Here is a 14,826-nt window from a genome sequence, read left to right as displayed (position 1 = left end):
CGACTATGAATTCATGGCAGAGGCTCCGAACTGCGAGGATGCCAACTCTCCACTCGGTTTTCGCGGTACCGTCATTTCGTGTGCGACCTTTGTCCAGAGCAATCTCGATCTGGACTACGCCCTTCTGCAATTCACCGCAGCTTCTCCGGTGGACACCTATGGGTACCTCCAGGTCGACAATCGAATCACCGCGGTCGGAGAGCAGGTGTTCATCCCACAGCATCCCGGCGGCCGGGCCAAGGAGCTGGCTCTGTTCAGCACGGATCCTCATGATCCAGACGGTTTTTGCCGGGTGGCCTCGGTCAGTGAGCCGGCCTGCACCGGCAGCGGCGGCAATCTGGACCTGGGCTACTACGCGGACACCGAGGGCGGATCCTCGGGCTCGCCGGTGATCTCGATGTCCTCGTATAAGGTCATCGCCTTGCACCATTGTGCGGTCTGTCCCAATCGAGCCGTACCCATCAACCTGATCTGCCAGGATATGCCCTCGGGCATCTGTCTGGATTCGAGTGGTTTCGTGAGCCTGTCGCGCAATTCCTACGGCTGCCAGGACGTGGTTTCGATCACCGCCGGCGACACGGATTTGATGGGCAGCGGCACCGCCACGGTCGCGATTTCATCCACGGCGAGTGGTGATCGCGAGACCGTGGTCCTCCATGAGAACACGGCGGGCTCAGGCGTGTTTGGGGGCACGATCGGCCTGGTGAGCGCTGGCTCCGTCGTGGAGAACGGATCGCTCGAGGTGAGCCTCGCCGACGTTGTCACCGTCGCATTTGAAGATGCGAGCGACAACGCAGGTCAGCCGGCCCTGGCGACCGATTCCGCTCAGGTGGATTGCGCTCCGCCGGTCGTTTCCGATGTCCAGATCGTTGAGCTGGGGCCTTTCCTGGCGACGATCTCCTTCCGGACCGACGAGCCGGCGACGTGCACGCTGAACTACGGCGCGGATTGCGGTTCGCTGACCGGCGAGGTGTCCGGGTCGGCGTGGCAGACGTTGCATGTCATCCAGCTCAGCGATCTTGCCCAGCAGGCACGATACAACTTCTCGATCAGAGCCCTGGATACAGCGGGAAACGTGCTCGCCGCCGACAACGGCGGCAGCTGCTTCTCCTTCGAAACGCCGGGGCAGCCCGATGAATACTATACGGAGATGTTCGTCAACCGGACCGTCGATCTGCAGTACAAGGCCATCCTCTTTGTCCCCGACGGTTCTCCGAACTTCTATCGAGCGTGCATCCAGCCCATTACCGCCCTGCCCACCGATCCCGCCGGCGGCATCCCCTTGTCTCCGGGTGACGACGATCCCGCCGAGGTGCTTCTCCCGGGGTCGCTGTACGGCGTCAGCTACGAGGAGTTCTTCGTCGGGGGAAACGGTTACATCACCTTCTCGATGAGCGACAAGGCGTTTCTCGAGTCGCTCGAGGGCCATTTCAATCTGCCGCGAATCTCCGCCTTCTTTGATGACCTCAATCCGACCGTCGGCGGCACGGTGAGCCTGAAGCAGTTGCCCGACCGCGTGGCCGTGACTTGGCTGGATGTCCCTGAGTACAAGGCAACTACCAAGAATACTTTCCAGGTCGAGCTCTTCACCGACGGCCGCATCCAGCTCAGCTACCTGGACATCGCGTCCACCGACGGCCTGGTGGGCCTCTCCGCCGGGTTCGGGGTGCCGGGCAACTTCGTGGTTAGCGATCTGAGCGGCAAAGTGTGCACCGCGGCTCCGGCCATTACCTCGGCGGTGTCGAGGAAGACGCACGCCGGCAAGGTCATGGACCTTGATCTGCTGACCCCGGCCACCGGGGGCTGCGGCATCGTGGTGGAGAGCCGGCAGGGCGGTCCGACCGAAATCGTGGTCACGTTCGATCTTCCCGTGCAGGAGGCGGGCATCAGCGGCGGCGACGTGGAGCTGTCCAGCGGCGCCATCAGTGAGCTGTCCATCATGAATCGGCAGCTCACCGTGAAACTGGCCGGCGTGCGGAACGGCGAACAACTGGTGATGAGATTCCCGGGTATCCTGAGTCCGGTGAATACGCCCGTGGCCGCCAGCCTGTGCCTGGCCGTCCTGGCGGGCGACGTCAACGGCGACTGTGCCGTCAACGTCCTCGATCTGACGCGGGTTCGGCTCAACATGAGCCTGCCGGTGACAACCAGCAACTACTCGTGTGACATCAACACCGATGGCAGGATGAACGTCCTTGATCTTGCCAAGATCCGCATCAACATGGGTCAGTCCTTCGTCCAGACATCCTGCCCCTGAGGACGCCATGACCCCGTCCGAGCGATCTCGCCACGTGCTCGATCTGGCCCTCCATGCCGGATTCGATCTGGCCGCCATTGCCCCGGTCGAACCCATCAGGCGAGCCCAATACTACACCGAGTGGCTGGAGGCGGGGCGCCACGGTGAAATGGAGTACCTGCGGCGCACCCGCGACGTGCGGGTCAACGCCGCCAGACTGTTGGACGGCGCCCGTGCGGTAATCGTTCTGGCTGACAATTACTGGCCGAAGGCTTCGCCGCACCCAGGCAGCAGAGACACTGGCGAACCCCGCGGCCGGATTGCCCGCTACGCCTGGGGACGCGACTACCACCGCGTGATGCGCAAGAAGCTTGACCGACTGGCCGAGGCCATGCGGGCCACGATCGCCGATCCGTTCCAGATTCGATGCTGCGTGGACACCGCCCCGATCATCGAACGCGAGGCTGCCGCGGCCGCCGGGCTCGGGTGGATCGGAAAGAACACCCTCGTGGTCCACCCTCGCCTGGGCTCGTTCTTCTTCCTGGGTGCCGTGGTCACGACCCTGGATCTGGAGCCCGGCCAGCCGATGGCCGACCACTGCGGAACCTGCCGGCGATGCCTGGACGCGTGCCCGACGGGTGCCCTCACCGCCCCGTATCAAATGGATGCCCGCCGGTGTATTTCCTACCTGACCATCGAACACCGCAGCGACATTCCCGGCGACCTCGCTGCACGCATGGGCGACTGGGTCTACGGCTGCGATATTTGCCAGGAGGTCTGCCCGCACAACCGCAGCATACCTGCAACCCGGGAGCCGGCTTACGAGGTGCAGGATCCCGATGCCCTGCCCCCTTGGCCGATTCTGGCCGAGGTGGCCGGCTGGTCGGAGGCCCAGCGCCAGCTGCGATTGGCCGGCAGCGCGATGAAACGGGCCTCCCTGGCCATGTGGCATCGCAACGCCGCCCTCGCCGCCCGCAACCAGACCGCGGCTGCTGCCACACTTTAATGCCGGGCCCTCCGGCCCATGACCGATCATTTGGTGTAAGAAGCTCCCGGGAACGTCAATATAGGTAGATTCGGGTGGTACTTCAGGTCGCCAGCCCGCTGTATGCGTAGCATGGAGCGCGGTATCATGCATCCGCGGTGCACGGTATCGCCAATCGCAGTTGAGGGCAGAACCATGACCGATCTGCAACGTCCTGTCCGGCAAGCCAGACGCCGGCTTTGGGTGATGCGGTGGATGAGGGCTCTGGCCTGGACGTTGGCTGGCTCGGCCGTTCTCTTCATGTTCACCGTGATGGTCGAGCGGTCCTTCAGTCTGTTCACTCAGAGCGGGCCCTTTCTACTGGCGACGGCCGCGGGTCTGGCCGGTGCAGCCGTGCTGGCGGCCGTGATCTGGACCTTGGCGACACGCGAAAGCATGATGACTGCGGCCGCACGGTTGGATGAAGCTGCGGGGTTGCGCGAGCGGGTGGGGAGCGGGTTGTACTGTGCCTCGTCCTCGGATCCCTTTGCCCAGGCCGTGGTCAGTGATGCCCGACAGGCCGTGCGCGGCTTGGCCGTCGGTCGCCACCTGCCGATCGTGGCCCCACGAGGTACCCCCTATACCCTGGGCACCGTGGTGATGGCGCTGCTGGTTTTGTGGCTCTTCCCACCCTTGGATCTGGCCGGAACGCGGACCGAACAAGAACAGAGAAAACAGAATGAACAGGTGGTTAAGCGATCGCAGGCCCAGATCATACCCATCGTGAAGAAGACGATGGACGAGATTCGCCAGAAGAACCCTGCGATCAAGGACGAGATCGACAAGCTCGAGCCGATGGAGGCAGACGCGCTCCAGACCCCGCTCGACGTTCGCCGACAGGGTCTCAAGCAGGTGGAGAAGCTGGGCCAGAAGCTCGAGGACCGCAAGAACAGCGAGGAAATCGGTAAGGTCAACGAGTTCGCCAAGATGATGCGTCATCTAGCCGCGGAGAGCAAGAGCCAGTCACCGGTGGGCAAGCTCGCCGAATCCATGTCCAAGGGGGATTTCAAGGCCGCCCAGGAGGCGATGGCCCAGATTCAGGCGAAACTGTCCGTCACGCCCAAAACGGAAGCCGAGAAAAAACAGGCCGAGGAACTGAAGGCCCAGCTCGCCAAGATCTCGGCCAAGATTGATCAGATCGCCAAGGACGACAAGAACATGCGCGACAAGCTCAGCAATGCCGGGCTGAGCGACAAGGAGATCAAGCAGGCGCTGCAGAATCTGAGTGACAAGAAGCTCGACGCCGTCGCCAAGCAGTTGGCGAGCAAGGGTTTGTCGCAGCCGCAGATCAGCCAGCTCATGCAGCAACTGGCCAAGCGCGGGGCAGCGTGCGACGCGGCCAAGCAAATGGCCAAGAACATGGCCTCGGCCTGCAAGTCCGGGCAGCCGGGTCAGCAGGGCCAGCAAGGCCAGCAGGGTGCCGACGGGGGCCAGCAGGACGACCTGTCCGGCCTGACTGCGGCGGCCCAGCAGCTCTCCGAGATGGAGTCGCTTCAGCAGGAGATGAACCAGATCGCTTCGGCCATGGCCGACATAAGCGCCGCAAAGGACAGCTTGGGAAACGCTTGCCAGGCGTGCAACGGCACGGGCATGGTCAACGGCAAGCCCTGCTCGGCCTGCAATGGCAGTGGCATGCATCCCGGCAGCGCGATGGGCCAGGGACAGGGCCCGGGGCCAGGCATGGGTCCTAATCCGGGCCAGGGGCAGGGCGGCGTCGCCCCCTCCGCCCAAACCGCTTTCAGGTCGGTCGAACGGCGGAGCTCCGTGATCACCAAACCAGGTAGTATCATCTCCCAGAAGTTCATCAACGGTGAACAGATCAAGGGTGATGTCTCGACGCCGTTCAAGGAGGCCATGATCTCGGCCGAGCGCGACGTGACCGACGCCATCGAGCGCGAGCAGATTCCGCGGCAGTACCAGTCCAGCGTGAAGAACTACTTCACACGAGCCCGTGAAACCGCGCCACCGGCCAAGGACGAACCGCCCACGCCCGAGAAGAAGTGAGCAAATGGGGCGTCGGTGCGAGGTCTGAGCACAGCGTTAGCATCAGCGCGCCGCCGGGTCCCGCCCGGCGGTTTGGTATGGGAAACGAACGGAGGTGAGTCGAGACCACCTCCGCGAGGGAGATCATCGGACCATGGTTTTTTGCCCTACAGTCCATTGCACGGCCGTCAAGCTTCCCTTGCGGCAGAGCCTTGCTGCCCTCGCATCCCCCTTCATCCTGGCGATAGGGTGTCTTGCCGGGTGTGACTCTAAACCCGCATCACCCAGTGTCATACTCTACAGCAGCGTGGATGAGCCGATCGCTCTCCAGGTCGTGGCCGCTTTCACGAAGAAGACCGGTATTCAGGTTCAGCTCAAGCTGGATACCGAGGCGGGCAAGACCACCGGTTTGGTCCGCCGTATCCGGGCGGAGAAGGATCGCCCCCGGGCAGACGTGTTCTGGTCCAGCGAGCTGTTCCATACCATCAAGCTGGCCCGCGAGGGACTGCTGGCCGAGTATCACCCACCAGCGGCCGGCATTCCCGATCGATATCGAGATGCCGATGGCTGCTGGACGGCGTTCGCATCGCGGGCTCGGGTACTCATCTTCAATACCGACCGCGTCAAGAGAGAGGAAATGCCCACCCGCTGGAGAGACGTGGCGGATGACCGTTGGCGCGGCCGCCTGGCCGTGGCCAATCCTCAGTTCGGCACCACCGGCGGGCAGTTCGCGGCCATGTATGTCCTCTGGGGCGAGCCGGCCTACATCGAGTACCTCCAGAGACTCAAGGGGGTACTCTCCGGGCCAATGCTCGACGGCAATGCCACGGTCGCCCGCCAGGTGGGCAGCGGAAACCTGGCCATCGGGATGACCGACACCGACGACGTGTATGCCCGCCAGGAACGCAGTGAACCGGTCGACCTGACGTACCCCGATCTGGGCGACGGCGGCACGCTGCTGATTCCCAATTCGGTGGGCTTGATCAGCGGAGCGCCTCATGGCGATGAGGGCAAGAAGCTGGTGGATTTCCTTGCTTCCGAGGAGACCGAGCGGATCCTGGCCAGGAGCGACTCGCGCAACATCCCGGTTCGTGCGAAGCTCCGCGACGAAGTCGGGATGCAGCTGCCGCCGGAAACCAAGGTCTCTTTCGCAGAGGTTGCAGATGCCATGGAGCCGGCTATCCGGCTGGCGAGTGAGCACCTGGCACAGTGACCGCCGGCACGGCGGATCGGGAGTCACCGGTGGCGGACAGTCAGAATGGCGAGAGTGGCAACCGCGATCCTGTGCATCGTCGGCAGCCTGGCGCTGCTCGCGGGGGTATTCCTTCCGTTCATCGGTATCGGCATGGCGTCCCTGGATTGTGGATCGCCGGTCAACGATCCACGCATCATCCTACCGTCCTCGGTCCTGCTGACGCGGAGCGTTACCCTGAGCATAGCGGCCAGCGTCGGAGCGCTGCTCCTTGGCCTCTGGCCGGCAGCGGTGCTCGGTTCGACCAGACGTCGAGCGTGGCCTCTGGCGCTGGGATTGACGCTGACGCCGCTGCTGGTGCCTCCTCAAGTCTACGCCTACGCCTGGGGTCTGTTGCCGGGTGTCGGCGGCGTGCTCGGATCATTCGTTCCAGCGGGGCCGTCGGTTCCGGCATCGGGACTTGGCGCCGCGGCGAAGGCCGGGGTCATCTCCGCAGGGTGGCTCTGGCCGGTCGTGGCCTTGATCGTCGCGGTCGGCTGGCGCGCGGCCGGGCGATCGGCATACGCCCTGGCGATTCTCGATACGACGCCGGCACGGGCCTGGTGGTTCGCGGTCCTGCCAAGCCTCCGTCCGTACATGCTGGCCGCCGGGTGCGTCGTCTTTGCGGTGACATTGACCGACTATGCGATTCCGCATTTCGCCCTGGCCAGGGTGTACGCCACGGAACTGATGGCCCTGGTCGATATCGCCGCGGCTCCCGGCGAGATCGTTCGCATGGCCGCCCAACCGATCATCGTCATGGCTGTCCTGGGCCTGCTGATGGGCTGGAGCCTGCAGGCCATGCGCGACTGGCATGTCCCCGAAGCGGGCGAAGACGGTCTCGGTGGCGGGCGGAACGTATGGATGGGAGGCCCGGGCTCTGGGCTGCGAGCGGCCGCGGGGGCCAGCTTGGTCTGGATCCTGACTCTGGGCATGCCGGTGGCGGCCATGTTCCTCGCCCTACGCCGGTGGGACGTGTGGGGCGAGGCGTTCTCGGTGTTCAGCCGGCAATGGCGGGCTTCATTGCAGGTCGCCGCCCTGGTCGCGGCCATGTCGGTACTGATTGCGATCGCGACCGCCCTGCTCTGGCGCGCGTCGAGACGGCATTGGCTGCGGTGGCCGGCTCTAGCCGTGTTGGCCGCCGCGCTCATGCCGCCCGCGGCAATGGGCATCGGCCTCATCCTGGTGTTCAATCGCCCCGGTGCATGGGGCTATCTGTACGACAAGACGCTCGTCGTGTGGTGCCTCGGCCTGATCGGACGGTATTCGGCCGTGGTGGTACTGGTGGCTTGGCTGGCGACCAGTCGACAGGACATGGCCGCGGTCGAGCAGGCTCGCAGCGACGGAGCGGACGGCATGAGTGTCCTGGCCCATGTGCTGCTGCCTGCGACGTGGCCGGCGCTGCTGGCGGGAGGGCTGATCGTCGGTATGCTCTCCCTGTTCGAGATCGTGATGACCCAGGTGGTCGGACCGGTGGGATATCCCAGTCTGGCCGTGACCATCCTGAACCACATGCACTACGGACGCGATGACATGGTGATCGCCACCAGTCTGGCCGTACTGCCTGCGGGTCTGGTGGTGACACTTGGGGCCGGTTGGCTCTTCTGGTGGAGCAGGAGTTGAAAGCGGGTCCGGCGGGCGATGACGATGAACAAACGAGGCAAGATGATCCTGGGGGCCCTGCTGCCAGCCGTGCTGACCGGCTGTGGCGGAGACGGTGACCTGTCCCCGCGGCCACCGGAGAAGATCTTCGGTGATCAAGGCCTCGGTCCCGGACAGTTCGTCTATCCGCGAGCCCTGACGGTCGCCCCCGACGGCTCTGTCTTTGCCGTGGACAAGTACGCTCGCATACAGCGATTCAAGCCGGATGGCACCTTCGAGACCTGCTGGCAGATGCCGGAGTGGCTGTCAGGGAAACCCACCGGTCTGGGCGTCGATGCGAGCGGGCGGCTTTTCGTGGCCGACACCCACTACCACCGGGTGATGGTCTTCGACCGAGACGGCAAGGAACTCGCCCGATTCGGCTCCATCGGCGAGGAGATGGGGCAGTTCATCTTCCCTACCGACGTGGCGTCAGACGCAGACGGCAACATCTACGTGGCGGAGTACGGCGGCAACGATCGCATCACCCGGTTCACGCCGGACTTCAAGCCGGTCGCCAGCTTCGGCGGCCAGAAGACCGGCGAGGCCGAGCTGCTTCGCCCGCAGTCGATCGCGTTCGATGCCCAATGGGATCTGTGGGTGGCCGACGCCTGCCATCACCGCATCTGCCAGTTCAGTCGAGAAGGTCGGCTTCTGAGCCGGTTTGGCGCCATGGGCACTGCCCCCGGGCAGCTGCAATACCCGTACGGCGTCGCGGTGCGGCCGGACGGCACGCTGCTGGTATGCGAGTTCGGAAATGCACGCCTGCAGCACTTTGACCGGAACGGCAAGAGTCTGGGCTGCTGGGGCTCGCCCGGGCGCGACCCCGGGCAACTCTGTGCGCCGTGGGCGGTGGGAGTCGGCGGGAACGGGTTTGTTTATGTGCTGGACTCAGGCAACAACAGAGTGCAGATGATCAGGATGTGATGTTGGCGTTGAGCATCCCCATCTCGTTCGAGCGGCCGGAATGGCTCTGGCTGATGGCGGCAATCCCGGTGATCACGGCCATCTCAGTGCGTTCCCTGGCCGGGCTGGACCGCTGGCGGCGAATCCTGGCGGTGGTCATGCGCTCGCTGGTGATCATCGCCCTGGCCATCGCCCTGGCGGAGATCCAGTACGTCAAGCGCAACGACCATGTGGCCGTGATGTTCGTGCTCGACCGCTCCAAGAGCATCCCCGACGATCGCCGCGAAGCCGCCCAGAACTACGTCAAGGAGTTGTCCGCCAAGGCCCACCCGGATGACCGCATCGGGGTGATCGGCTTCGACGGCCAGACCGGCGTCGACCTGATCAACAGCCGCGGCGGGGCCGCCATCTTCGGCTTTGGCACCGCCCTCGAGCCTGATCGGACGGACATCGCCGGGGCCTTGCGGATGGCCATGGCGTCGTTTCCCGAAGGCTTCTCGCGGCGTGTCGTGCTCGTGACCGACGGAAATGAGAACCTCGGCAGCCTGAACGAGGAGATCGAGGTCGCCGCGGCCAACAAGGTCGCGGTCGACGTCATTCCCATCGAGTACCAACTCCGAAACGAGGTTCTGTTCGATCGGATCGTCGTTCCCCCCCACGCCAACAAGGACACCAAGATCCCGCTTCGCCTGCTCCTCAAGAGCCGCGAGGACACCAAGGTCCAGCTGACGCTGTACGACAACGACCGCAAGATCGAGTTGAAGGACACGGTTCTACCGCTGGTCGGCGGGATGCAGCCCAACCCCTTCACCATTCCGATCGAGGTGCAGGGGGGCGGCGTGCACCGCTTCCAGGCCCAGGTGACCCCGATCATGGCGAGCGACGACACCATTCCGGAAAACAACCGGGCCACAGCGTTCACCTTCGTCGTCGATCAAGGCAAGGTGCTGATCGTCAGCCTGCCGCAGTCGATCGAGGGGCAGGTCCGCCGGGATACCGATGATGTGCTGGTGGAGGCCCTTGGCCGTGAGCGGATCGAGGTCGAAGTGGCCAATGACGTCAAGGATCTCGACCTGCTCAAGCTCCAGGAATATGCCGCCGTGGTGCTGGCCAACACCTCGGCCGGCGAGTTCACCGACGATCAGCACAAGGCCCTGGCCAGCTACGTGCGGGACTTCGGCGGCGGTCTCATCATGACCGGTGGCGACGAGAGCTTCGGGGCGGGCGGCTGGATCGGCAAGCCGCTCGAGGAAATCAGCCCGGTGAGCTTCGAGATCAAACAGAAGCAGGTCATGCCCCGGGGCGGCCTGGCCATCATCATGCACTCCTGCGAGATCCCGCGTGGCAACTACTGGGGCGAGCAGGTGGCCCTCAAGAGCCTCGAGACGATCAGCTCGCTCGACTACTTCGGCGTGGTCTGCTACTCCTATCGCATGAACGGCTACAACTGGGATGTCCCCCTTGCGCCGGCCCTCGACAAACCCCTCATCAAGAAGAAAATCACCAGCATGCAGATCGGGGACATGCCCGATTTCGCCCAGACCATGACCATGGCCGTCGACGGCCTGATGAGCAAGAAGGACGCGTCCCAACGGCACGTCATCATCATCAGCGATGGTGATCCCACCCCTCCCTCGGCCAGCACGATTGACTACATGAAGAAACACCAGATCACCTGCTCGACCGTGGGCATCGGCTACGGTGTGCATGTGCAGGAAGCCAATCTCCGCCAGATCGCCAGGGACACGGGCGGCCGCTTCTACGACGTGAAGGATCCCACCAAGCTGCCCCAGATCTTCATGAAGGAGGCCAAAGTCGTCCGCAAGCCGCTGATCGACGACCGCGTCTTCTCGCCGCGGCTGGTGTTTGACTTCGCCCAGATCACCCAGGGCATCAACGATCGGGACCTGCCTAGGCTGGGGGGCCTGGTGCTCACCGAGCCCAAGCCGGACTGCATCATGCCCATCGTCCGCCGCAGCCAGGACGGCAACGACCCGGTGCTGGCCCACTGGAACTACGAGATGGGCAAGATGGCCGTCTTCACCAGTGGCTGGTGGCCCAAATGGGGCACCGATTGGAGCAACTGGGCCAAGTACGGCAAGTTCTGGGCCCAACTGCTCCGCTGGGCCATGCGCCAGGAGGAGTCCGCCGACTTCGATGTCATGGCCCGCATCGATGGCAACAAAGGACACATCAGCATCGAGGCTCTCAATAAGGACGCAACCTATCTCAACTTCCTGAGATTCTCCGGCCGTCTGACCACCCCCAGCATGGAAGCGAAGACCCTCGCGGTGACTCAGACCGGGCCGGGCCGCTACGAGGCGACCTTCGATGTCGACGAACACGGCAACTACCTCATCAACCTGACGTACCGCGACGACAAGGGAATGCACCAGATCCGCACCGGCGTGAGCATGCCCTATTCCCCGGAGTTCCGTGAAATGGGGACGAATCTGAGCCTGCTCAACCGCGTGGTCGAACGGACCGGCGGACGCATGTTGCTGATGGATCCGCTTCGGGACAAGGTCTTTGACCGGCATCTGCCGCCGGCCATCTCGCGCCAGCCGGTGTGGCGGTGGATCGTGACTTGGCTGCTGTTGCCGCTGTTCCTGCTCGACGTCGCTACTCGGCGACTGGCCTCGAATCTGGCCATGTCCATCTACGTCGAGGTGGCGGTATTCGTGGTGTTCTGTGCCGTGCTCTATACCGCCAACGCTCCGCGGTTCGGGTACGTCGGGGCCCTGGTCCTGGCCGAGGTGATCGGCTGGGCGATCCGCTACAACTACCTGGTGCCAACCATCCAGTTCTTTACCGCCAGCGTGACCGCCCTGGCCCGCATCGGGCAGCGAAGCACCGCTTCGCTGTCCCAGCTCAAGGACGTCAGTGGCAAGGTCCGCGAAGGCCTCGACGCCCGGGTGGCCGAGAAGCGCGAACAGCGGACCATCGAACTGGAACCGACGCCGGTAGCCAGTGCCAAGACCAGGTACGACGTCGGCGACAAGGCCGCCGCCAAGCCTGCGGCAGACCTGAGCCAGACGCTCGGCAAGGCCGCCGCCAAGGCGGGCGAGCCAGGCTACACCGAGCCCAGGCGCAAACCGGGGACCAAGGACGCGGGCGATCTGACCTCCAGGCTGCTGAGAGCCAAGCGTCGCGCCAAGGAAGATATGGATGGAAGAGCGAAGGATAAGCAGTAGGTCATGGGGCGCCCTGAGCTGAGCGCCCTGAGTGTCAAGTGATGTACCCCTCGAGTCCCCTCAATAGAGGGGCCAAAGGGGTGGCGGATTGTGGATGATCGATCGCTGATCGGTGCGAGCTATCAGCTGACAAGGAGCCACCAGTCATGGCCGAGACCATTGATCCCAGAGTCGAGAAGGCGACCCATGAATTCTGCGCCAAGTTCAAGCGCCTGCGGGCCGAGATCGGCAAGGCAATCGTCGGACAAAATGAGATCGTAGACGGCGTTCTGACCTGCCTGTTCGTCGGAGGCCACGCTCTCCTCGAGGGCGTACCGGGCCTGGGTAAGACCTACCTGATCCGCACCCTGGCCCAGGCCCTGAGCCTCGATTTCAGCCGGATCCAGTTCACCCCCGACCTCATGCCCGCCGACATCATCGGTACGAACATCGTGATGGACGATCCGGCCACCGGACACCGCGAGTTCCGCTTCCAGCATGGGCCGCTGTTCGCCCAGATTGTGCTGGCGGATGAAATCAACCGGGCCACTCCCAAGACACAATCGGCCCTGCTCGAGGCCATGCAGGAGCACACCGTGACCGTCGGCGGCACACGGTATACCCTCAAGGAGCCGTTCTTCGTCATGGCCACACAGAACCCGATCGAGCAGGAAGGCACCTATCCCCTGCCCGAGGCCCAACTCGATCGCTTCTTTTACAAGCTCATTGTCGAGTACTCCTCGCGCGATGAATTGAAGACCATCCTCGACCGGACAACGACCGGCTTCGTGCCCGACATCCAGCCGATCATGAGCCAGGAGGAGATCCTGGGCGCCCAGAAGCTGGTCAAGCGGGTGATCCTCGCCCCCCACGTGCAGGATTACGTGGTTCGACTCACCATGGCCACCCACCCGGAAGGCGAGTTCGCCACCGAGATGACGAACAAGTACGTCCGCTGGGGTTCGAGCCCGCGTGGGGCCCAGGCCCTGACCCTGGCGTCCAAGGTGCGGGCCTTGCTGGAAGGGCGGTTCAACGTGAGCTTCGAGGACGTGAAGGAGGCCGCCTTGCCTGCCCTGCGCCACCGCGTGCTGCTCAACTTCGAGGGCGAGGCGGAGAACATGAGCACGGATGCGGTGATCGAGGATATGATCGAGAAGATCCCGACGTTGACGGAGAAGGCAGCCTGAGCCTGCATTGCGGGAAGTCAGCGTAGAGGAGCGAGAAGGGCGATGACCGGGTAAAACCGAAACCTGACGCCGGGCTTCGTGTGACCGCCTGGCGTTTCGGCTATCGACACTATGGCCTCGGCAACAACATACAGCGAACTACTCGATCCCGAGTTCATGAACCGCCTTGAACGGCTGGATATCGTCTCGCGCAAGATCTTCGCCGGGCGGATGAAGGGCGAGCGGCGGTCAAAGCGCAAGGGGCAATCGGTCGAATTCGCCGACTACCGCAACTACGTGGTCGGCGACGACCTGCGCTTCCTGGACTGGAACATCTACGGGAGGCTCGAGAAGCTGTTCATCAAGCTGTTCTTCGAGGAGGAGGATCTCCACGTCAGCCTCCTGCTCGACTGCAGCAAGTCGATGGACTTCGGTAACCCGGCCAAGGCCTTGTACGCCAAGCGGGTTGCGGCCGCCCTCGCCTATGTCGGGCTGGTCAACTACAACCGGGTCACGCTGTGCGGCTACTCCGACCGGTTCGGGCCCGAGCAGGCCGGAGTCCGCGGCCGTCACCTGATCTCCAAAGTACTCGGCTACCTGGTCAACCTGGAGCCGGCCGGCGCGGGTAACATGACCGCTGCCTGCCGCCACTTCGCGATCCGCCACCCCCAGCGCGGCATCGTGATCGTGTTGAGCGATTTCATGGACAAGGGCGGCTATGAGGAGGGTTTGCGCTACCTGCTCGGACGGCACTACGACCTGTATGCCATCCAGATGCTCAGCTCCCAGGAAATCCAGCCTGACCTGGTCGGCGACCTCCGGCTGCGCGACGTCGAGGATGACGACCTCGCTGAGGTCACGATCAGCCGGGCCTTGCTCAACCGCTACAAGCAGAATCTCAACGCATACTGCGGACAGCTGCAGGAATACTGCTCGCGGCGGGGCATCACGTACTTGTTCACCAGCACCGAGGTCCCGTTCGACCAGCTGGTGCTCACCTATCTCCGGAAACGAGGGTTGCTGCGGTGAACTTCCTCGCGCCCTGGTACATTCCGGTCCTGGCGGCGGCGGCCACCATTCCACCGCTGGTCCTGCTCTACTTCCTCAAGCTGAAACGCCGCGAGCTGCCTATCGCCTCAACCTTGCTGTGGCGCCGCTCGGTCGAGGACCTGCAGGTCAACTCGCCGTTCCAGAAGCTGCGCAGCAACCTGCTGCTGATCCTGCAGCTCCTCATCCTGATCCTGGCGGCCCTGGCGATCGGCGAGCCGGTCCGCAGGGGCTCCGCTGACATCGAGCAGTCCATGACCCTGCTCATCGATCAGTCCGCGTCGATGGGCGCTGACGAGGGCGACGGGCAAATCCGCCTGAGCATCGCCAAGGAGGAGGCCCTCAAGGTCGTCGACGGCATGACCACCACCCAGCGGGCCATGGTCATCACCTTCGCCGACCGGGCCAATGTGCTGACC

Annotated in this window: 10 protein-coding genes; all 10 read left to right on the top strand. The window is 64.0% G+C overall.

Annotated elements, in window-relative coordinates:
• On the top strand, positions 1-2,257 hold a 2,257-nt coding region (locus KA354_23915), incomplete at its 5' end, for a trypsin-like peptidase domain-containing protein (GenBank protein ID MBP7937699.1).
• 7 nt (positions 2,258-2,264) lie between these two features.
• Complete coding sequence (gene queG / locus KA354_23910; protein MBP7937698.1) at positions 2,265-3,242, top strand: tRNA epoxyqueuosine(34) reductase QueG; 978 nt, start codon at positions 2,265-2,267, stop codon at positions 3,240-3,242.
• 174 nt (positions 3,243-3,416) lie between these two features.
• Positions 3,417-5,264 (top strand): hypothetical protein, encoded by a 1,848-nt coding sequence (locus KA354_23905; GenBank protein MBP7937697.1) that lies wholly within the window; start codon positions 3,417-3,419, stop codon positions 5,262-5,264.
• 133 nt (positions 5,265-5,397) lie between these two features.
• Positions 5,398-6,456 carry an extracellular solute-binding protein gene (locus KA354_23900; GenBank protein ID MBP7937696.1) on the top strand — a complete coding sequence of 353 codons (1,059 nt, stop codon included), beginning with the start codon at positions 5,398-5,400 and terminating at the stop codon, positions 6,454-6,456.
• A gap of 45 nt (positions 6,457-6,501) precedes the next feature.
• Complete coding sequence (locus tag KA354_23895) at positions 6,502-8,097, top strand: hypothetical protein (protein ID MBP7937695.1); 1,596 nt, start codon at positions 6,502-6,504, stop codon at positions 8,095-8,097.
• A 24-nt stretch (positions 8,098-8,121) separates the two neighbouring features.
• The gene (locus tag KA354_23890) at positions 8,122-9,042 is read left to right on the top strand and encodes a hypothetical protein (GenBank protein ID MBP7937694.1); all 921 of its coding nucleotides are present in this window, start codon (positions 8,122-8,124) and stop codon (positions 9,040-9,042) included.
• Positions 9,042-12,215 carry a VWA domain-containing protein gene (locus KA354_23885; protein MBP7937693.1) on the top strand — a complete coding sequence of 1,058 codons (3,174 nt, stop codon included), beginning with the start codon at positions 9,042-9,044 and terminating at the stop codon, positions 12,213-12,215. The genes KA354_23890 and KA354_23885 overlap by 1 nt, the downstream gene beginning before the upstream one ends.
• A 146-nt stretch (positions 12,216-12,361) precedes the next feature.
• Positions 12,362-13,381: a MoxR family ATPase gene (locus KA354_23880; GenBank protein MBP7937692.1), complete on the top strand. Its 1,020-nt coding sequence runs from the start codon at positions 12,362-12,364 to the stop codon at positions 13,379-13,381.
• Positions 13,382-13,492: 111 nt separating this feature from the next.
• Positions 13,493-14,389, top strand: a complete 897-nt coding sequence (locus tag KA354_23875; GenBank protein ID MBP7937691.1) for a DUF58 domain-containing protein — start codon at positions 13,493-13,495, stop codon at positions 14,387-14,389.
• Positions 14,386-14,826 (top strand): BatA and WFA domain-containing protein (locus KA354_23870; protein MBP7937690.1); only part of this gene is annotated, 441 nt, incomplete at its 3' end. The genes KA354_23875 and KA354_23870, both read left to right, overlap by 4 nt.

It is taken from the genome of Phycisphaerae bacterium, from assembly GCA_018003015.1.
GTDB lineage: Bacteria > Planctomycetota > Phycisphaerae > UBA1845 > PWPN01 > JAGNEZ01.
Note: the sequence above shows the minus strand (reverse complement) of the source record. Positions and strands in the feature narration are given on the sequence as shown.